At 74.0% G+C, this 20,211-nt stretch carries 15 protein-coding genes and 1 pseudogene; 11 read left to right on the top strand and 5 right to left on the bottom strand.

Translation table 11 applies throughout. The features are described from left to right. Nucleotides 1-182: 182 nt before the first annotated feature. The gene (locus ACH4ZX_RS19565) at nucleotides 183-1,172 is read left to right on the top strand and encodes an NAD-dependent epimerase/dehydratase family protein (protein WP_398273906.1); all 990 of its coding nucleotides are present in this window, start codon (nucleotides 183-185) and stop codon (nucleotides 1,170-1,172) included. 130 nt (nucleotides 1,173-1,302) lie between these two features. Here the strand turns inward: ACH4ZX_RS19565 and ACH4ZX_RS19560 are convergent, their stop codons facing one another. Both ACH4ZX_RS19560 and ACH4ZX_RS19555 read right to left on the bottom strand, forming a co-directional pair. Continuing rightward, the gene (locus tag ACH4ZX_RS19560) at nucleotides 1,303-2,415 is read right to left on the bottom strand and encodes a sensor histidine kinase (protein WP_398273903.1); all 1,113 of its coding nucleotides are present in this window, start codon (nucleotides 2,413-2,415) and stop codon (nucleotides 1,303-1,305) included. 743 nt (nucleotides 2,416-3,158) lie between these two features. Next, a pseudogene (locus ACH4ZX_RS19555) lies at nucleotides 3,159-3,854 on the bottom strand (response regulator transcription factor); the annotation flags it as partial. Between the two features lie 103 nt (nucleotides 3,855-3,957). On the opposite strand from ACH4ZX_RS19555, the gene ACH4ZX_RS19550 reads away from it, so the two are divergent. The 3 genes from ACH4ZX_RS19550 (at nucleotide 3,958) to ACH4ZX_RS19540 (ending at nucleotide 6,319) form a co-directional block, all read left to right on the top strand. After that, entirely contained in the window at nucleotides 3,958-4,698 is a 741-nt protein-coding gene (locus tag ACH4ZX_RS19550) for a glycosyltransferase family 2 protein (protein ID WP_398273900.1), read from the top strand. Beyond that, nucleotides 4,695-5,309 (top strand): DUF2064 domain-containing protein, encoded by a 615-nt coding sequence (locus ACH4ZX_RS19545; RefSeq protein ID WP_398273898.1) that lies wholly within the window; start codon nucleotides 4,695-4,697, stop codon nucleotides 5,307-5,309. Before ACH4ZX_RS19550 ends, ACH4ZX_RS19545 begins: the two co-directional genes overlap by 4 nt. A 182-nt stretch (nucleotides 5,310-5,491) precedes the next feature. Next, nucleotides 5,492-6,319, top strand: a complete 828-nt coding sequence (locus ACH4ZX_RS19540; RefSeq protein WP_398274025.1) for a class I SAM-dependent methyltransferase — start codon at nucleotides 5,492-5,494, stop codon at nucleotides 6,317-6,319. 376 nt (nucleotides 6,320-6,695) lie between these two features. On the opposite strand, the gene ACH4ZX_RS19535 is transcribed toward ACH4ZX_RS19540, so the two are convergent. Next, complete coding sequence (locus tag ACH4ZX_RS19535) at nucleotides 6,696-7,913, bottom strand: molybdopterin-dependent oxidoreductase (RefSeq protein WP_398273895.1); 1,218 nt, start codon at nucleotides 7,911-7,913, stop codon at nucleotides 6,696-6,698. Nucleotides 7,914-8,066: 153 nt separating this feature from the next. Here ACH4ZX_RS19535 and ACH4ZX_RS19530 point away from each other — a divergent pair, with 153 nt between their 5' ends. Next, nucleotides 8,067-9,581, top strand: a complete 1,515-nt coding sequence (locus ACH4ZX_RS19530; RefSeq protein ID WP_398274023.1) for a hypothetical protein — start codon at nucleotides 8,067-8,069, stop codon at nucleotides 9,579-9,581. A 95-nt stretch (nucleotides 9,582-9,676) separates the two neighbouring features. Here the strand turns inward: ACH4ZX_RS19530 and ACH4ZX_RS19525 are convergent, their stop codons facing one another. Together ACH4ZX_RS19525 and ACH4ZX_RS19520 are read right to left on the bottom strand one after the other, a co-directional pair. Further along, nucleotides 9,677-12,481, bottom strand: coding sequence for a SpoIIE family protein phosphatase (locus ACH4ZX_RS19525; protein WP_398273892.1), 2,805 nt, complete (start codon nucleotides 12,479-12,481; stop codon nucleotides 9,677-9,679). 302 nt (nucleotides 12,482-12,783) lie between these two features. Continuing rightward, entirely contained in the window at nucleotides 12,784-13,692 is a 909-nt protein-coding gene (locus tag ACH4ZX_RS19520; RefSeq protein WP_398273889.1) for a LysR family transcriptional regulator, read from the bottom strand. A gap of 85 nt (nucleotides 13,693-13,777) precedes the next feature. Between ACH4ZX_RS19520 and ACH4ZX_RS19515 the strand changes: the two genes are divergently transcribed. The 6 genes from ACH4ZX_RS19515 (at nucleotide 13,778) to ACH4ZX_RS19490 (ending at nucleotide 20,122) form a co-directional block, all read left to right on the top strand. After that, nucleotides 13,778-13,867, top strand: coding sequence for a putative leader peptide (locus ACH4ZX_RS19515; protein ID WP_351891410.1), 90 nt, complete (start codon nucleotides 13,778-13,780; stop codon nucleotides 13,865-13,867). A gap of 224 nt (nucleotides 13,868-14,091) precedes the next feature. Beyond that, nucleotides 14,092-14,646: an NADPH-dependent FMN reductase gene (ssuE, locus tag ACH4ZX_RS19510; protein ID WP_398273886.1), complete on the top strand. Its 555-nt coding sequence runs from the start codon at nucleotides 14,092-14,094 to the stop codon at nucleotides 14,644-14,646. A gap of 110 nt (nucleotides 14,647-14,756) precedes the next feature. Next, a complete protein-coding gene (locus tag ACH4ZX_RS19505; protein WP_398273884.1) occupies nucleotides 14,757-16,403 on the top strand; it encodes an ABC transporter substrate-binding protein in 1,647 nt (548 codons plus the stop codon). Between the two features lie 13 nt (nucleotides 16,404-16,416). Then, entirely contained in the window at nucleotides 16,417-17,421 is a 1,005-nt protein-coding gene (locus tag ACH4ZX_RS19500) for an ABC transporter permease (protein WP_398273881.1), read from the top strand. Next, the gene (locus ACH4ZX_RS19495) at nucleotides 17,418-18,329 is read left to right on the top strand and encodes an ABC transporter permease subunit (protein WP_398273878.1); all 912 of its coding nucleotides are present in this window, start codon (nucleotides 17,418-17,420) and stop codon (nucleotides 18,327-18,329) included. Before ACH4ZX_RS19500 ends, ACH4ZX_RS19495 begins: the two co-directional genes overlap by 4 nt. Then, nucleotides 18,326-20,122, top strand: a complete 1,797-nt coding sequence (locus tag ACH4ZX_RS19490; protein WP_398273875.1) for a dipeptide ABC transporter ATP-binding protein — start codon at nucleotides 18,326-18,328, stop codon at nucleotides 20,120-20,122. The genes ACH4ZX_RS19495 and ACH4ZX_RS19490 overlap by 4 nt, the downstream gene beginning before the upstream one ends. Nucleotides 20,123-20,211: the final 89 nt, after the last annotated feature.

The following is a 20,211-nucleotide window of genomic DNA, read 5'->3' as shown; positions in this document are numbered from 1 at the left end:
GGGCCACTGGGTGGAGAGTCTAGACCTCTCGTGTCGCGTCCTCTCGTCGAGATCACGGCGCGGTCCGGTCACACCGGACGCCCGACGAGGGCGCGGATCTGACGGTGCGCAGGTCTTACGGACCGGTGACGTGCCGGGTCGGGTCCGGCCCGGACGGCGGTTCGGCGCCATAGCGTTGGGCCATGCGTGTACTGGTCACCGGCGGTGCCGGATTCATCGGGTCCCATGTCGTGCGGGCGCTGCGGGCGCGGGGCCACGAAACCGTCGTCCTCGACGTCCGGGCCGATCCCCCGTCCGACGTACGGGACGTGGAAGCGGTCCGCCGCGCCCTCACCGGTGTGGACGCCGTGTGCCACCAGGCGGCGATGGTGGGGCTCGGCGCCGGTTTCGCGGACGCGGTGGAGTACGTCTCCCGCAACGACCTCGGCACCGCCGTGCTGCTGACCGCGATGGCGGAGGCGGGCATACGGCGGCTCGTGCTCGCCGGGTCGATGGTGGTGTACGGCGAGGGCCGGTACACCTGCGGCCGGCACGGGACGGTGCGGCCGGGGCCGCGGACCGTGGCCGACCTGGACGCGGGCCGCTTCGAACCGCCGTGCCCGGTGTGCGGGGCGGACCTCGCCCCCGGGCTGGTCGGGGAGGACGCCCCCGCCGATCCGCGGAACGTGTACGCCACCACCAAGCTCGCCCAGGAGCACCTGGCGGCGGCGTGGGCGCGGGCCACGGGCGGCTCGGCGGTGTCGCTGCGCTACCACAACGTGTACGGGCCGGGCATGCCTCGCGACACCCCGTACGCCGGCGTGGCCTCCTTCTTCCGCTCGGCGCTGGCGCGCGGCGTCGCGCCGCAGGTCTACGAGGACGGCTGCCAGCGGCGGGACTTCGTCCACGTACGGGACGTGGCCGCCGCCAACGTGGCGGCGCTGGAGGCCGGTTCGCCGGATGGCGCGCTGACGGCGTACAACACCGGCAGCGGCGAGGTGCGCACGGTCGGCGAGATGGCGCGGGCGCTCGCGGCGGCGTACGGCGGCCCCGAACCGGTCGTCACCGGCGCGTACCGGCTCGGCGACGTGCGGCACGTCACGGCCGACTCGGCGCGGCTGCGCGGGGAGTTGGGGTGGACGGCGCGGGTGGGGTTCGCGGAGGGGATGCGGGAGTTCGCGGCGGCCGGGTGAGTGTCGGGGTGCGCGCTCACGTCCGGGGTGCGCGCTCACGTCCGGGGTGCGCGCTCAGGTCCGGAGTACGCGCTCACGTCCGGGGTGCGCGCTCACGTCCGGGGTACGCGCTCACGTCCGGGGTGCGCGCTCAGGTCGGGGCCGCGGGCAGGGTCACCTCGAAACGGCAGCCGCCGGGGATGTTGCGCACGCCGGCCCGGCCCTGGTGGGCCTCGACGATGCCGCGGACGATGGCGAGGCCGAGTCCCGCCCCGGCGGGCGGCGTCCGGGCGTGGGTGCCGCGCCAGCCGGTGTCGAACACACGGGGCAGATCCTCCTCGGGGATGCCGCCGCAGCCGTCGGTCACGGACACCACCACACCGTCGGCCGAGCGCTGCGCGGCGACGGCGACCGTGCCGTCGGCCGGGGTGCGGCGGATCGCGTTGACCAGCAGGTTGCCGAGGACGCGGCTCATCTCCTTGCCGTCCACCTCGACCGGCACCGGCTCGATGCGGTCGCCGACGAGCCGTACGCCGTGCTCGCGGGCGAGGGCGTCCGCTCCGGAGAGGGCGTCGCCGACGAGGTCGTACAGGGACATCCGGGAGACGGACAGGGTCAGGGCGCCGGCGTGGATGCGGGAGAGTTCGAAGAGGTCGCCCACCATGTCGTTGAGGCGTTCGACCTCGGTGCGCATCTGCCTCAGGTAGCGGGCCGGGTCGACGGCGACGCCGTCCTCCAGGGCCTCGGACATCGCGCGCAGTCCGGCGAGCGGGGTGCGCAGGTCGTGGGAGATCCAGGCGACGAGCTCGCGGCGGGAGGACTCCAGGGCGCGCTCACGTTCGCGGGACTCGGCGAGCCTGGCGCTGGTGGCCTCCAACTCCCTGCTCACTGCGGCGAGTTCGGCGGCGGCGGGGCCGTCGGGCGAGGTGAAGTCGCCGCCGTCGCCGAAGGAGCGGGCGGCGAGCGCGAGGGCCCGGCTGCGGGCGGCGACCCAGCGGCCGAGCAACAGGGCGGTGGCGAGGGAGACCACGGCGGCCATCGCGACGACGGTCGTGACGACGCGCAGGTCGTGCCCGGACAGGAACATCGCCTGCGCGACCGCGAGCGTGCCCGCGAGCATCGCGGTGACGGCGACACCGGCGACCACGGCGAGGTGCGCGACGAGCGAGCGCCGCCGGATCATCAGCAGCACCCAGGCCCCGAGGAGCCCGGCCGCGCCGGCACCGAGAAAGGCGAACAGGGCGATGAGCAGAGTGTCCCGCACGGTCACGCCTCCGCTCGGGGTGCGTGGGGGGTTCGGGATACGCCGGACGCCCCGGACGCGTCCGATCCGTCGAACGCGTCGGACGCCGCGGACGCTTCGGAAGCCCCGGACGCTCCCACCGCTCCCACCGCTCCGGACACCTCGGCCCCTTCGGGCGCGTCGGGCGCGTCGAACGCCCCGGATCCGTCGGACACCGTGGACGCTCCGAAGGCGTCGGACCTCTCGGGCACTTCGGGTGCCCCGGACGCTCCGGACGCTCCGGACACTCCGGACACTCCGGACGCCCGGGGGGATCCGTCGGACGCTCCGGAAGCCTCGGATATCCCGGAGGTCTCGGATGCCTTGGATCCGTCAGAGGCCGCGGACGCCTTCGACTCCCCGGAGGCCCCGGATCCGTCGGACGCCCCGAAAGCTCCGGACACCCCAGACACGCCGGAGGCATCGGAGGCGTCGGAGGCGTCGGAGACCCAGGACGCGTCGGAGACCCAGGACGCCTTGGAAGCCCCGGATGCGTCGAACGCCCCGGATACGCCGGACGCCCCGGATCCGATGGGTGCTCCGGGAACGCCGGACACCCCAGACGCGCCGGAGGCATCGGACACCTCCGACACCTCGGGTGCCCCGGACGCTCCGGACGCTCCGGGGGCCGCGGATGCCCGGGATCCGTCGGACGCTCCGGAAGCTCCGGACACCCCCGACGCGCCGGAGGCGTCGGGCGCGCCGGAGGCGGCCGGCGGCGGGGGGCCGTCGAAGCGGTAGCCGACGCCCCATACCGTCTGGATCAGGCGGGGGCGTGCCGGGTCGTCCTCGACCTTGCCGCGGAGCCGGCGGACGTGGACGGTGACGGTCGACAGGTCGCCGAAGTCCCAGCCCCACACCTCGCGCATCAGGTCCTGGCGGCCGAAGACCCGGCCGGGGTGCCGCAGGAAGAACGCGAGCAGGTCGAACTCCCGTACAGTCAGCGCGAGTTCGGCACCGTCCTTGACGGCGCGGCGGGCCGCCGGGTCGACGCTCAGGCCGGCCGCGCGCAGGACGCCGGAGGGCCGCACGGGCCGCGTGCGGCGCAGCACGGACTCGACGCGCAGCACGAGTTCGCGGGGGCTGAAGGGCTTGGTGACGTAGTCGTCGGCGCCCACCTCCAGACCGAGGACGCGGTCGTCCTCGTCGCCGCGCGCGGTGAGCATGATGACCGGCACCGGACCGCGGCCCCGCATCCGCCGGCACACTTCCAGGCCGTCCATGCCGGGCAGCATCAGGTCGAGGACGACGAGGTCGGGCCAGTGCGCTGCGGCCCGCGCGAGGGCGCCGGGGCCGTCGCCGGCCCGGTCGACGACGTATCCGGCCCGGTCGAGGTATCCGGTGACGACCTCGGCGACGGTGGGGTCGTCGTCCACGACGAGGATCCGGGCCCCGCCGGGTGCGTTCGGCTGCTGCTCCATGACGCCAGCCTCGCACCGCGCGCGGGGCGATGCCGACGCGGGGCCGCGACGTCCTTTTTCCGTAAGGAGCCCGCGCCCGATTCGCCCGTTTCGCGTTCGTAGGGTGAGAGGGGTGACAACCTCTTCCGCCTCAGTACCGGTCACGGCGTCCGTGGACGTCGTCCTGCCCTGTCTCGACGAGGCCGCGGCCCTGCCCTGGGTGCTGCGCCGCATCCCGCCCGGCTGGCGCGCGCTCGTCGTGGACAACGGTTCCACCGACGGTTCCGCCCGCGTCGCCCGCGACCTCGGCGCGCACGTCGTGCACGAGGAGCGGCGCGGCTTCGGCGCCGCGTGCCACGCGGGCCTGACCGCCTCGACGGCCGACATCGTGTGCTTCTGCGACTGCGACGCCTCCCTCGACCCGGCCGGCCTGGTGCCGTTCGTCCGGCGGATCCTGGCCGGCGAGGCCGACCTGGTGCTGGGCAGGCGGCGCCCGCAGACGCGCGGCGCCTGGCCTCCGCACGCCCGGGCCGGCAACCTCGCCATCGCCCGCCTGCTGCGCCGCCGCACCGGTCTGCGCCTGCACGACATCGGCCCCCTGCGCGCCGCCCGCCGCGAGCCGCTGCTCGCCCTCGGCCTGTCCGACCGGCGCAGCGGCTACCCCCTGCAGATGGTGGTCCGCGCCGCCGACGCGGGCTGGCGGATCGCCGAGTACGACATCCCGTACCGCCCGCGTACCGGCTCCTCCAAGGTGACCGGGACCTGGCGCGGCACCTGGCAGGCGGTGCACGACATGAGCCGGGTGCTCACCGACCGGGCCGCCGACCCGTTCGGCGGGCCGGCCGGTGAAGGAGGCGCCGCGTGACCACGCTCCTGGTCATCGCCAAGGAACCCCGGCCGGGGCGGGTGAAGACCCGGCTGACGCCGCCGTTCACCCCGCATCAGGCCGCGAAGCTCGCGGAGGCGGCGCTCGCGGACACCCTGGACGCGGTCGCGCGGACGCCCGCCCGGCGCCGGGTGCTGGTGCTGGACGGAGAGCCCGGCACCTGGCTGCCGGCCGGCTTCGAGGTGGTGCCGCAGTGCGCGGGCGGCCTCGACGAACGGCTCGCCGCGGCCTTCGCGGGCTGCGACGGCCCGGCGCTGCTGATCGGCATGGACACGCCCCAGGTGACCCCGGAACTCCTCACCGTCTCCGTCGACTTCACCGAATGCGACGCCTGCTTCGGCCCCGCCGAGGACGGCGGCTTCTGGGCGCTGGGTCTGGCGGACCCCGATCCGGCGCTGCTGCGCGGCGTGCCCATGTCGACGCCGCACACCGGCGCCGCGCAGCGCGCCCGGCTCGCGGGACTGCGGGTGCGGGAGCTGCCACGGCTGCGTGACGTGGACACCGTGCGGGACGCGGACGCCGTGGCCGAGGCGGCACCCGGCAGCCGCTTCGCCGCGGTACGAGCGCGTCTCGGGGCGGTGTCCGGGTGAGCGGTGCCAGGGGGAGAGACGCTGGTGACGCCGGTGACACGGCGTCCCCCACCACGAGCGGCGGCACCGGCCGGCCGATGGCACTCATCGGGCGGCAGGCAGGAACGCTCCCGGCCACCGCAACGGGAGCGGCGGTCCCGGCCACCGCGGCGGGTGCGGTCCTGGCCGCGGCAGCCGGGACGATGCCGGCTGCCGCGTCGGGAGTCGTCACCGCCGCCACCGTGCCTGGAACGGCCGGGGGACCCGGCCCGGAGCCGGGCGGGTGGGCGGGCGAGCAGGGGCCCTGGTCCGCCGACCCGTACTCCGACGCCCTGCGCAGCGGCCGGGGTCCCCTCTTCCTGCGCCGGGCCGACGGCTGGCTGCTCCCCCTGGAGGTGGAGCGCTGGTGCGCGGACGCGGACGCGGCCGACCTGGAGGTGCTGCGGCGCTGCGAGGGCGCGGTACTGGACGTCGGCTGCGGGCCGGGCCGCCTGGTCGCGGCGCTGGCCGCGCGGGGCCGACCGGTGCTGGGCATCGACGTGAGCGAGGCCGCCGTCGCCCGCACGGTGGCCCTCGGCGGTCAGGCGCTGCGCCGCTCCGTCTTCGATCCGCTGCCCGGCGAGGGCCGCTGGGGCACCGCCCTGCTGATCGACGGCAACGTCGGCATCGGCGGCGACCCGCGCGCCCTCCTCGACCGCGTGGCCCTACTCCTGTCACCCGGCGGCCTGTTGATCGCCGAGACGGTGCCCGGTCCGGACGTCGACGAGCGGGTGAGGGTGCGCGTCACCGACGCCCGCGGCAGAGCCGGCCGCCCCTTCCCGTGGGCGCGGCTCGGCACACCCGCCCTGCTGCGGCTCGCGGGCCGGGCGGGCTGGCGTGCCGACGCTCAGTGGACGGCGGGCGGCCGTTGCTTCGTCGCCCTGCGCAGGCGCAGCGCGAACAGCAGCGCCGAGCCGCCGAACAGCGCGGCCGTCACCAGCAGCCAGCGGGCGGGGAAGCCGTCCGGGGACAGGCCGGTGGCGGAGGCGTAGCGCTCCGCGACCTGCCCGCTGATCAGCGGGAACCACACCAGCAGCAGCATCAGGGAGAGGGCCGCCGGCACCCGGACGTACCCGGCCCACGTCCGCCTGCGGCCCACCGCCCGCACCAGGGCCCGGTCCGCCGCCGCGTACAGCGGCAGCAGCACCAGGTCGTGCAGCAACGCCGCCCCCACCACCCACAGCACGACACCGGGCCAGTCCCCCGCGGACCCGACCAGCCGCAGGCCCGCGTAGCCGGCGAGGGCGAACGAGCCGCCGAGCAGCAGGAGTCGCAGCGGACTGCCGATGACGTTCCCGAGGCGGCGCCTCACAGGTCTCCGCATCACAGGTCTCCGCATCACAGGTCTCCGCATCGCAGGTCTCCGCATCACAGGTCTCCGAAGGTCATCCGGGCCACCCACTTGGTGTTGAGCACACCGGGTGCCGCGGGCACGATGATCCGCGCCGGGTGGCCGTGGTCGGGGGTCAGTTCCTCGCCGTTGACGAACAGGGCGAGCAGGGAGCGGGGGTCGGCGACCTGGTTCGCGCGCAGGGCGGCCCGGCGGAAGGCGCCGTGCCGCTGCAGCGACTCCACGAGAACGTCGGCGGGGTCGTCGTGTCCGACCAGGGCGGCGAGGTCGCGCAGCCGCACCCCGCGCCACCACTGGTCGGAGGTGGACCAGCCCTCCACGCAGGCGATCGGCAGCGCCGCACTGTGCAGCGGGAGCCGCAGCAGTTCCGACCGGGCGAGCCGGACCGTCCCGGCGCGTCCGGTCAGCACCAGCCGCCAGGCGTCCTCGCCGGTCTCGGCCGCCCGGATGCCCGCACGCGCGGCCGTCTTGTTGATCTGGAAACCGCCCGGGCCCGCGGCCGGTTCACCGCCGCCGTGCGGCGCGAGGAGGGCGGTCCACCGCAGCCCGTCGGAGGTCTGCCCGGCGGTCGTCGCGAACAGCAGCAGCGAGCCGCCCCCGACCAGCCCGAGCGCACCCCGCCGGGACACCGTCGGCTCGGCGGGTCGCGGTGACGTCAACTCACCCCCTTCGGAGCGCAGTTGCCGCAGCCCCCGCACCGCGGCCGGGGTCTTCAGCACGGCGTGCGCGAGGAACGCGGCGAAGAACACCCAGGCGCCGTAGAAGTGCAGGGGGTAGAAGGAGCCGGGGAAGACGTAGTCCAGCTGGACGTTGAGCACGCCGGTGGTGAACTCGAACAGGCCGCCGCCGACCAGGAGCAGCAGCGAGATCCGTTCCAGCGCGTGCGCGAGGGACCGGGCGGGCGGCAGCGCGAACAGCCGGGGCACGACCGACCACAGCTTGGCCAGCAGTACGGGGATCAGCGCGATGCCGAGGGTGACGTGGACGCCCTGGGTGAGCCGGTACAGCCAGTGCGGGTGGGTCGGCCAGGAGAAGAGGTAGAAGCCGAGGATGCCCTTGTCCGGGGTCTTGTCGTTGACCGGGGACAGGTCCGGGTTGTACGCGGCGTACGACAGCAGGCCCGTCACGAACAGCACCGTGACACCGCCGAGCAGCACGAGGCCGAGCACCGAGGTGAACCAGGGACCACGCACCGGGCTGCGCCAGAAGTCGGGCGAGAAGGGAGTCCGTCTCATACCCCGACCGTAGGTCCGCGGGCCCCCCGCGCAGGGGGGCCGAACCATGACGAAACTCTGACGTCCGCCCATGTCAGCGAGCCGGACCCGGCCCCCGGCCCTAGCGTTCACGACGTGAACCGCGCCCTCCCCGACGATGCCCCCGACGACGTTCTGACCAACGACGTTCCACCCAACGACGTTCTCCCCGGTGACGACGCCCGCGGTGGCCACGGACCGGCCCTCCGCCGGGACCTGTACGCCGTCGGGGCCGCCGCGCTGCTGGTCGTGGCCGCCGTGCTGGTCGGCGACGCCCTGGAGGACCGGACCGGCTCGCTCCGCGTCGGCCGGCCACCGCTCCTCGCGACCTGGGAACCGCACGTCGGCCCGGGTACGCCGGCCGCGGTCGCCGTGGCGGTCGCGGTGATCGCGTACGGCGTACCGCTCGCCGCCCGACTGCCGTGGCGGCGGCTGCTGTTCGCGGTGTGGGGGGCGGCGGCGGCCTGGACGTGGTCCCTCGCCCTCGTCGACGGCTGGTACCGGGGGGTCGCCGAGCAGCTCACGACGCGCAACGAGTACCTCCGGGCCGTCGGCCGCTTCCACGACATCCCCGCCGCCCTGCGGGACTTCACCCACCACATCCTCATCGACGCGCCCGGCAACTGGCCCGCGCACGTCGCCGGGCACCCGCCCGCGGCCACGGTCACCTTCGTGCTGCTCGACCGGATCGGCCTGGGGGGTGGCGGCTGGGCGGGCGTCTTCGTCATCACCGTCGGCACGACCGCGCCGGCCGCGGTCCTGGTCGCCGTACGGGCGCTGGTCGCGGAGCGGCCGGCCCGCCGCGCCGCGCCCTTCCTCGCCCTGGCCCCGGGCGCGGTGTGGGTGGGCACCTCGGCCGACGGTTACTTCGCGGCGGTCGCCGCCTGGGCGGTGGCACTGCTGGCCCTGGCGGTCACGGGGCACCGGCCGGGCGCGACCGGGTTCGCCTCGGGCCTGCTGTTCGGGCTGACCGCCTACCTCTCCTACGGCCTCACCCTGTTCGCCGTGATCGCCGCGGCCGTGCTGCTGCTCGGCTCCCGCCGCACCCGCCCGCCGATCTCCCTGCTCGCCCTCCTGCCGGCCGGACTCGCCGTCGTCCCGGCCGTGTTCACCGCGCTCGGTTTCGACTGGTGGGCGGCGTACCGCCTGTTGGTCATCCGGTACCACCAAGGAGCAGGCGGGGTAAGGCCGTACGGCTACTGGGTGTGGGCGAACCTGGCCTGCACGGTGTTCGTCGTGGGCCCGGCGACGGCGGCGGGACTGCGGCGGACGGCGGCGAGGCTGCGGCACACGGGGGCGGCTTTCACGTCCGGCCGGGCGAAGGCCGCCGATGCGCGCCGCGGCGGGACCACTCCTGAGCCCACTCCTGAGCCCGCCGGGACCACTCCTGAGCCCGCCGGGGCGGTGACCGAGCCCGGCAGGACGGGAGCCGGCGCCGTCCGGCTGGGGCTGCTGGTCGCCGCAGCGCTGCTCGCACTCCTGGTCGCCGACCTGTCCGGGATGAGCAAGGCGGAGACGGAACGCATCTGGCTGCCGTTCGCCTGGTGGCTGTTGCCGGCCTGCGCGTTCCTGCCCGGACGGCGCGGCTGGCTCGCGGCCCAGGCCTCACTCGCCCTGCTGGTCAACCACCTGCTGCTGACCGGCTGGTGACGACAGTCTGGTGACGACAGACAGGTGACGACAGACAGGTGAAGACAGACAGGTGAAGACAGACAGGTGAAGACAGGCAGGTTCCTGATCAGGCGTCAGGGCAGCCGCTGTTCCGTCCAGATCACCTTGCCGTCGGCGGTGTACCGCGTCCCCCACCGCTCGGTCAGCCGGGCGACCAGGAACAGGCCGCGGCCGCCCTCGTCCTCGGTGCGGGCGCGGCGCAGGCGGGGTGCGGTGCTGCTGCCGTCGGCGACCTCGCAGATCAGCGCGCGGTCACGGAGGAGGCGTAGCTGGACGGGGCCGGTGGCGTGACGGATGGCGTTGGTGACCAGTTCGCTGACGACCAGTTCGGTGGTGAAGGCGAGGTCGTCCAGGCCCCAGACGGTGAGTTGCCCGATGACCGCGGCGCGGGAACGGGAGACGACCGCCGGGTCGCAGGGCAGCTCCCACTGGGCGACCTGCTCCGGCCCCAGGGCGCGGGTGCGGGCGACGAGCAGGGCCACGTCGTCGCTCGGTCTGACCGGCAGCAGCGCGTCCAGCACTGCCTCGCAGGTGTCCTCGGGTGCCCGGCCGGGCACCGCCAGCACCTCGTGCAGCCGCTGCAGGACGACGTCGATGTCGTGCACCCGGTCCTCGACCAGCCCGTCGGTGTAGAGCACCAGCTGGCTGCCCTCGGCCAGCTCCAGCTCGACCATCTCGAAGGGCATGCCGCCGAGTCCGAGCGGCGGCCCGGAGGGCAGGTCGAGGAACTCGACGGCCCCGTCGGGGCCCACGACCGCGGGCGGCAGGTGTCCGGCGCGGGTGAGGCAGCAGCGCCGGGACACCGGGTCGTAGACGGCGTACAGGCAGGTCGCCCCGACGATCCCGGAGTCCGCCTGGGCGCCGCCCACCGCCCAGCCCTCGCACCGGTCGAGCCGCGCGACCAGGTCGTCGAGGTGGGTGAGGAGTTCCTCGGGCGGCAGGTCGAGGGAGCAGAAGTTGTGCACGGCGGTGCGCAGCCGGCCCATGGTGGCGGCGGCGTGCAGTCCGTGACCGACGACGTCGCCGACGACCAGCGCGACGCGGGCCCCGGACAGCGGGATGACGTCGAACCAGTCGCCGCCGACGCCTGCCCGCGCGGGCAGGTAGCGGTAGGCGGCCTCGACCGCGCTCTGCTCGGGCCGCCCCTTCGGCAGCAGGCTGCGCTGCAGGGCGAGGGCGGTGTGGTGTTCGCGGGTGTAGCGGCGGGCGTTGTCGACGCAGATCGCGGCGCGGCCGGCGAGCTCCTGGGCGAGTGACAGGTCGTCGTCCTCGAAGGGCGCGGGCTGCGCGCAGCGGTAGAAGCTGACCACGCCGAGGATCGCGCCGCGCGCCGACAGCGGCACGGTGATCAAAGAGTGCAGGCCGGGCACGGACACGGGCGGCAGCGGTTGCCGGCCGGTGCGGTCGCCCGGCTCGGGCTCCAGCACCGCCTGCGTGCTCTCCAGGCTGCGCGCCTGCGGGGCGGCGGCCTCGTACACGACCTGCTCGCCGACGCCGTACGGGTGCGGCGTCTCGCCCCCGGCGGTCACGGCGACCCGGCGCAGCCGCGTGCCCGCGCCGAGCGGTCCCGGTTCCTCGCCGCGCAGCACCGCGTCCGGCAGGTCGACGGTTGCGAGGTCGGCGAACCGCGGCACGGCCACCTCGGTCAGCTCCTCGGCGGTGCGCGTGACGTCGAGGGTGGTGCCGATCCGTCCCCCGGCCTCGTGCAGCAGCTCCAGCCGCCGGCGCGCCAGGACGGCCAGCCGCCCGACGCCGGGCTCCCCGACCAGCACCAGCCGCCGCCCGTCGTCGCCCGCGCCCACCCCGTCCGCGAGGTTCCCGGGCGGCTCCGAAGGCCCCGACGGCCCCGACGGCTGCGGAGGCCCGGCCGGGAGCGGCGGGACGACGGCCCGTACGACGACGGGGGTCCGGGCCGGCTCCGGCGTCGGCCCGACGACCGGAGGCGGCGGCGTGACGTCGAGGGTGATCGGGCTGGGGCTCCCGAGGACGCGGGCCTCGACGGCGACGCCCGTCTCCCCCGAGAGGCCCTGGACCGGCCGGCGCAGCAGGGCGGCGACGCGTCCGTCGGGCAGGGTGACCTCGTCGAGGGTGCGGTGCGGCGACGCGATCAGCTCCTCGGCGCGTTCCCGTAGCACCGCCAGGTCGAGGCGGCTCAGCCGGCCCTCGCCGCCCGGCACCTCCGGCTGTCCCGGCCACTCGCCCGCCTGCGCGCCGGCCCGCCGGTACGCGGCCAGCAGCGCGCGCTCCCGTTGCGTGGCCTGCTCCAGCAGCCGTGACTCGATGTGCTGGGCGGCGGCGTGGACCAGCCGCTGCATGACCGGGTCGCCCTGGTCGCGCAGGCAGGTGAGGTCGACGGCGGCCTCGATGCGTCCGCTGAGCGGATCGCGGACCGGGGCGCCGGCGCAGGCGAACGGCTGCAGGCAGTCGGCGAAGTGCTCGCGGCCGACGACGTAGACGGGGCTGCGCTCGGCGAGCGCGGTGCCGATGCCGTTGGTGCCGGCCACCGCCTCGGAGGCGTCGAACCCTGGCGCGAACCGGACCTGGTCGAGGCGGTCGCGCAGCCGCAGGTCCCCGCCGAGCCGCCGGACCATCCGGCCGTACGCGTCGCACAGCGCGATCGCCATGCCGACGTCCGTCAGCGATGCCGCCAGCTCCCGCAGTACCGGGTCCGCCGCGCGCAGGAACCGGTCGTCCAGCGCCGGGTCCGGCGCACGGGGGATGTGCAGCCGATGCGGCTGGAGCCCGGCCGACCGGCAGCGTTTCCAGGACTCCAGCACCGGGCCGCGGACGTCCGCCTCGACGGGCGCCCCGCTCAGAAAACGTTCATGGGCATCGACGAGTCCGCCTATGTCGTCCCAGGCGACGGACAACCGGATCACTTCCCTCACCCGGAGCCGGCCCGGTCACGTGCCGCCTCTCGGCCCGTACCGGCGAAGTCTCCTCCAAGCATCTTCACCGTAAACCGAGGTGACCCACGCCACAACGCGGGATCACCGCGGCCCGCCGCCCCCACCGCCGCCCCGACCACCACCCGCGACCCGGCGCCCCCACGGCCGCCCGCGGCCCGGCGCCCGCACCGCCGCCCCCACCGCCGCCCGCGACCCGCCGCCCGCACCACCGTCCGGGGCCGCACGAGGGCCGCAGCGGGGAAGTCCAGGAGGGCCGGGCGGGGGCGGGGGCGTCAGCGCCGGTACAGCCGGGCCCGCTCCAGCAGGGTGTCGTGCAGATCGCGGACGGCCCGCGCGTACGAACCGGAGCGGCGGCGCTCCGCGACCATCACCACCTCCGTGTCCTTCTCCGCGTCGGCGAGCGGGCGCCACGTGATCACGCCGTTGCGTTCCAGCGGGTCGCCGATGACGCTGAAGTCGGGCAGTACGGTGGCGCCCAGGCCCTCGGCGACCATGAGCTTGCCCATCTCGGCGCCGTCGGTCGAATAGGAGAAGACCGGGGTGCGGCCGCGCAGCAGCCGGTGGATGTAACGGTGCATCACATAGCCGGCCCGCATGACGATCAGGGGCTCGCGCAGCAGGGCGTCGGTGCTGACGGCGGAGTGCGCGGCCAGGGGGCTGCCGGGGTGCAGGCAGACGACGGGGCGACCGCGCAGCAGTTGGGTGGAGTCCAGGTCGGGCGGCAGGTCGTCGCCGGTGAGGTAGTTGACGAGGCCCAGGTCGAGGCCGCCCTCGGCGAGCATCCGGTGGATGTCGGCCTGCTGGGCGGTGACGACTTCGACCTGGGTCTGCGGGTGTGCGGCGCGGAAGTCCTGGACGGCGGGGACGAGCAGCGGGACGGTCGCGGCATGCACCGTGCCGAGCCTGACCATCCGGCTGACCTGGTGCTGGTGGTCGGCGGCCTGGCGCAGCCGGTCCACGGCCTCCAGGACCGCGGCGATGTGCGGCAGCAGTTCGCGGCCGGCATCGCTGGTGCGGGCTCCCGAACGGTGGCGGTCCAGCAGGTCGACGCCGAGTTCGCGTTCGAGATTGCGCACGGTCTCGCTGAGCGCGGGCTGCGACAGGTGCAGCGCCTCGGCGGCGCGGCGCAGGGAGCCGAGCCGGGCGACGGTCTGGAGGTACTCGAGCTGTTCGATCCGCATGAAAGGGGAACCCTATCAAGGCATCACGGATCCTTAACACGGTTTACCTCGACCGATCGGTGCATCGTCTGCTTAAATCCTTCACATGAACCAGCGCAAGGACCTCACGCGTCGACGCCATGTCGACCTCGTGCGTGTGTCCAGCGGCCTCTGTTCGCCTCGCGCCGCCCGCTGAGCGAGTCCTCTTCTCGCGCTTTCCCGCCGTGACCCCCAGGTTTCGCCTGCCCGCGGCCGGGCGGCGCGCTTCCTGACCCTCCGCCGGTCCGGCGTGCCTTCCCTCCATCCCCTCACGCGACCGTGACCTGCCCGTTTCCGCCGCCTCGGCCGGTGCGGGAGGGCAGCCCACGGCCGGCGTTCCCGTGCGCGCCACCGCCCTGCCCTCTGTGAAGGAGCCCTCTCATGCCCACCGTGCTCTCCGTCTCGGGAAGCCCGTCCCCGACCTCCCGCACCGGTCGCCTGCTGCGCCACCTCGACGCTCGCCTGGCCGGGCAGGGACACCATGTGATCCCGCTCGACGTGCGCACGCTGCCCCCCGAGGCGCTGCTGGGGGCCGATTTCGGCCACCCCGCGATCCAGGGCGCGGCCCGGCTGTTCGAGCAGGCCGACGGTGTGGTGATAGGGACACCCGTCTACAAGGCCGCCTACTCCGGTCTGCTCAAGACCCTCCTGGACCTGCTGCCCCAGTACGCCCTCGCGGACAAGGCGGTGCTCCCCCTGGCCACCGGCGGCAGCCCGGCCCATGTGCTGGCCGTGGACTACGCGTTGAGGCCGGTGCTCACCTCCATGGGCGCCGACCATGTACTGCCCGGCTGGTTCGTGGTCGACAAGCACATCGCGGTCGCCCCGGACGGCGCGGTCACCGTCCAGGAGGACACCGCCCGCGAGGTCTACCGGGTCGCCGACGCCTTCTCGTCCGCGCTCACCGCCCGGCACCGCGTCCTCGCCGCTGCCTGATTCCCCAGCCACCCCGCCACCCGCTACCGCGGCCGCAGGAACCTCCCCCGCCCCGGGGGCATCTCGGACCCGCTCCCCACACCCAACCCCCTTGCAGAGAAAGCCGGCTGATGACCCACTTCACCCGACCCCGTCTCGCCGCCGTCTCCGTCGGCGCCGTACTCACGAGTCTCACGCTGGCAGCCTGCGGCGGCGGCAGCGGCTCCGCCGCCGGCACCGGCGGCAAGCCCGTCCAGGGCGGCACGATCACCTACACGCACGTCCAGGAGCCGCCCTGCATCTTCGGCGGCTGGATCCAGCAGGCCTACATCTCCCGCCAGGTCCTCGACGGCCTGGTGACCGAGGCCGAGGACGGCAGCGTCAAGCCGTGGCTGGCCACCTCGTGGAAGACCTCGGCCGACGGCCTGACCTACACCTTCACCCTCAAGGACGGCGTGAAGTTCACCGACGGCACCCCGGTCGACGCCGAGGCCGTCGCCTACAACTTCAACCAGTTCGAGAAGAGCGACCTCAACGGCACCGCCAAGGTGTCGATCGACCCGTACTTCAAGAGCGCCGAGGCCATCGACGCGACCCACGTCGCCATTCACCTCACCAAGCCCTACCCCGAGTTCCTCCGCCTGATCACGCAGGGCTACTTCGGCATCCAGTCCGAGCACGCGCTCAAGACCCGGACGAAGGAGCAGAACTGCGAGCGGCCGATCGGCTCCGGCGCCTTCACGGTCGAGAAGTGGAACAAGGGCCAGAACGTCGTCTTCAAGCGGAACCCCCACTACACCTCGTGGCCCGCGACCGCGAAGCACCACGGCCCGGCGTACGTCGACAGGATCGACTGGAAGTTCGTCGCCGACGGCACCTCCCGCTACGCCTCGCTCACCACCGGCCAGTCCGACGTGGTGTACGAGGTCCCGACCGTCAACTGGAAGGACGCCCAGGCCAAGTTCAAGAACACGATCCGCTACATCACCCCCGGTCACCCGGTCTCGTTCTACCTCAACACCGCCAAGGGGCCGTTCAGGGACAAGCTCGTCCGGCAGGCCTTCGCCTACGCCGCCGACCGCGAGGCCGCGGTCAAGGCGGGCTTCCACGGCGTGATCCCCTACGAGCCCAACCCCGCGGTCTCGCAGTCGACCCCCGGCTACCTCGGCACCGACCCGTACCCCTACAACCCCGGCAGGGCCGCCCAGTTGCTGAAGCGGGCCGGCTGGAAGAAGGGCGCCGACGGGATCTACGCCAAGGGCGGCCAGAAGCTGCGGATCCGGCTCGTCTACGGCCCGGGCTACATCTTCACCAGCGAGGGCGCGACCGTCCTGCAGGCGCTCCAGGAGCAGTGGAAGCAGAACGGTTTCGGCGTCACCCTCGTCCCCGCCACGCAGGCCGAGTCGTGGGGCGGCAAGTACAGCGGCCCGGACGGCTACGACGCCCAGGCGTCGTACTGGACCAGCCCCAGCCCGGCGATCCTCTGGATCGTCTGGCGTGAGTCCACCAAGGACAACCCGAACGGCAACAACCAGTCGTTCTACAACAACTCCACGCTCACGCGGCTGATCGACAGGGCCAACACGAACACCGACACCGCCGCCGGCTTCGGCCAGTACAAGCAGGCCCAGAAGATCATCAATGACGACGCGGCAGGCGTCGGGCTCTACACCCAGAACACGCTGATCGCCGTCTCGGACAAGCTGCACGGCTTCTGGGTCGAGAAGAGCCAGGGCGAACCGGTGTTCTCCGACGCGTACTTCACCGGCAAGCAGTGATTCGAGGTCTGTCATGACTGCCATCACCCCTGACCCGGCGTCGGTCACGACGCCGAGGCGACCCGCGTGGGCGACCGCGCGGGCCGCCCGCAGGGCCGCCGTCAAGACCGTCTCGGCGGTCGGCGTGCTCCTCGCGGCGGCCTCCCTGGCCTGGTTCGCCCAGATCCTCATCCCGGGCGACCGCGCGACGGCGATCCTGAACATGCGCAACGGCAAGCAGCAGAACTACTCCGCGGCCGAACTGGCGCCGGTGCGGCACGAGTTCGGCTTCGACCACCCGCTGGTCTCCCAGTGGCTGCACTACCTCGGCGGCTTCTTCAAGGGCGACCTCGGCACCTCCTACACGCAGTACCAGCCGGTCACGCGGGTGATCGGCGCCCAGATCGTGCCGAGTCTCGTGCTGACCGTCTCGGCGCTCGTCGTGGCCTGGGTGATCGCGCTCGCGGTCTCGCTGCTCACCGTGAAGCGCGGACGGGCCCTGGAGGGACTCGGCTCGGTCTTCGAGGCGTTCACCGCGAGCCTGCCGCACTACTGGGTGGGCGTCATCCTGCTGGTGGTGTTCGCGGTGAAGATCCCGGTCTTCCCCGTCATCAGCGGCTCGGGCGCCTCGGGCCTCGTCCTCCCGGTGCTCACCCTGGCGATCCCGCTCAGCGGCTTCCTCGGGCAGGTCATCCGTGACGAGCTCGACAAGGTCCTCGACCAGCCGTTCGTCACCACCGCCCGTACCCGTGGCATGAGCGACACCGCCGTACGTCTCCGGCACGCCCTGCGGCACGCGGTGCTGCCGGCGGTCACCCTGTCCGGCTGGGCGCTCGGCGCGCTCGTCTCGGGCGCGGTCATCGTGGAGAACATCTACGGGCGGCCCGGCATCGGCATGGTCCTCAACACCGCGGTCGGCACGCGCGACGTCCCGACCGTCGCCGGAGTCGTCGTGGTCGTCGCCGTGATCTACGTCGTCGCCAACCTGCTCGTCGACCTCGCCTACACCGCCATCGACCCAAGGTTGCGTGCCTCATGACCACCGTCTCGCTCAGCCCCGACCCGGTCAGCCCCGACCCGGTCAGCCCCGACCCGGTCGGCGCGGAGGCGGCCGAGCCCCGGCGGGCCGTCCGCCGGAGCCTCGGCCTCGGTCCCGGCGCGGCCCTCTCGGCCGTGTTCACAGCGCTCGTCGTGCTGGCCGCCGTGGCGCCCGGCGTGCTCGCCACCACGACGCCGACCCACGTCGAACTGACCGACGCCCTCGCCGCGCCGTCGTGGCACCACCTCTTCGGCACCGACGAGGCCGGCCGCGACGTCTTCAGCCGGGTCGTCCACGGCACCCGGCTCTCCCTCGGGATCGGCCTCGGCGCCACCGCGATCGCCATGGGCCTGGCCATCGTGCTCGGCTTCGTCTCGGCGCTCGCCGGCGGCCTGGTGGACACGGTCGTCACCCGCGTCCTCGAAGTCCTCTTCGCCTTCCCGTCCCTGCTCGCGGCACTGCTCGTGATCTCCGTCTTCGGGCCGTCGGTCAAGACGTCGATCATCGCGGTCGGGATCAGCTCCATGCCGGGTTACGCCCGCATGGTGCGCGGCCAGGTGCTCAACGTGCGCCAGGCCGGCTACATCGAGTCGGCCCACGCCCTGGGGCACAGCAGGTGGACGGTCCTGCGCCACCACCTCTTCCCCAACGCCATGCGCCCGCTGGTCGCGGTCGTCACCCTCGGCGTCGGACAGTCCATCGTGTGGGCCTCGTCCCTGGCCTTCCTCGGCCTGGGCGTCCCGCCGCCGAGCCCCGAGTGGGGCGCGCTCCTCGACTCCGGGCGCAACTACATCACCACCCAGTGGTGGCTCGAGGTCCTCCCGGGCCTCGTGATCGTCCTCTTCGCCATCTCGGTCACCACCCTCGGCCGGGCGATCCGACAGCGACTGGAAGGAGCGGCCCGATGACCGTCTCGCCGCCCACCACCGAAACCGCAGCGCCCACCACCGGACCCGCAGCGCCCACCACCGAACCCGCAGCCGGCGACACCCGCACCGACAAGGCCGTGGCCCGACAGTCCGCCCGCCCCGACGGGCCGGCCCTCGATGCGCCGCTCGACGCGCCGCTGCTCAGCGTCGAGGGGCTGCGCGTCCGGTTCGGCGGCCGCGAGGTCGTCCACGGCATCTCCTTCTCCGCCCGCCCGGGCCGCTGCCTGGCGATCGTGGGCGAGTCCGGCTCCGGCAAGTCCGTCACCGCCCGCACGCTGGTCGGCCTCACCGGCGGCGACTCACGGGTGACCGCGGACCGGATGACGCTCCACGGCCTCGACCTCACCCGCCGGAGCGAACGCGCCTGGCGCCGGATCCGGGGCAAGGAGATCGGCTTTGTCCTCCAGGACGCGCTCGTCTCCCTCGACCAGCTCCGCAAGGTCGGTGACGAGGTGGCGGAGCCGCTCAGGCTCCACGGCGTCGGCACCAGGGCGTCACGCAAGGCCAGGGCGATCGAACTCCTCGCCTCGGTCGGCGTGCCCGAGCCCGAGGTGAAGGCGCGCCAGCGGCCCTACGAGCTGTCCGGCGGCCTGCGACAGCGCACGCTCATCGCCGGCGCGATCGCCCTGGACCCGCCGCTGCTCATCGCCGACGAGCCGACGACGGCGCTCGACGTCACCGTCCAGGCCCAGATCCTCGACCTGCTCGTCGAGGCCAAGGAACGCGGCCGGGCGATCATCCTGATCAGCCACGACCTGTCCGTCGTGGCCCGCCTCGCCGACGACATCGCGGTGATGAAGGACGGCGAGATCGTCGAGCAGGGCCCCGCGCACGAGATCCTGCGCAACGCGCGGCACCCCTACACCCAGGCGCTGCTCGACGCGGTGCCGTCGGAGCACACCCGCGGCCGGCGGCTGGTGAAGCCGGCCGCCGACGACGGCGACGCCGCCGGCTCGCCCTCCGTCCGCACCCGCAGGGCGGTCGAGCGGGACCGCCCGGTCATCGACGCCCGCCACCTCACCAAGGTCTACACCGGCCCGGACAAGATCGACCGCACCGTCGTCGACGACGTCTCCTTCGAGCTCTTCCCGGGTGAGACGCTCGGCATCGTCGGCGAGTCCGGCTCCGGCAAGACCACCACCGCCCGGATCGCGCTGTCCCTGATCAGCCCGACCGCCGGCGAGGTGCTGCTGCACGGCCAGGCATGGTCCAGCCTCACCCAGGCGCAGCGCCGCCCGCTGCGCCACCGGATCGGCGTGGTCTACCAGGACCCGCTGAGCTCCTTCGACCCCCGGTGGCCGGTCGGGCGCATCCTCACGGACGCGTTGGCCACCGGGCCCACCCCGCCCTCCTCGCGTGCGGAGGCGCACGGCCGGGCCGTCAGGCTCCTGGAGCAGGTCGGGCTCCGCGAGGAGCACTTCGACTCGGCCCCGCTGCGCCTGTCGGGCGGCCAGCGCCAGCGCGTCGCCATCGCACGGGCGCTGGCCCCCGAGCCCGGCGTCATCGTCTGCGACGAGCCGGTGTCGGCCCTCGACGTGTCGATCCAGGCGCAGGTACTCGACCTGCTCACGGACCTCCAGGACGAGCTCGGCGTCTCCTACCTCTTCATCTCGCACGACCTCGGCGTGATCCACCACATGAGCGACCGGATCCTCGTGATGAAGGACGGCAAGGCCGTCGAGTCGGGCACCGCGGACGACGTCTTCGAACGCCCTCGGCACGACTACACCCGGCGGCTCCTCACCGCCCTCCCCCGGATCTCGCAGGCATGAGCGGCGACACCCTCACCGACCACGCCCTCGCCGACCACACCCCCACCGACCACACCCCCGACACCGCAGGTACCGCACCGCACAGGAGT

The organism is Streptomyces sp. NPDC020490 (assembly GCF_044335305.1).
Lineage (GTDB): Bacteria > Actinomycetota > Actinomycetes > Streptomycetales > Streptomycetaceae > Streptomyces.
The sequence above is the reverse complement of the archived record's forward strand: the minus strand, read 5'-3'. Positions and strand labels throughout refer to the sequence as shown.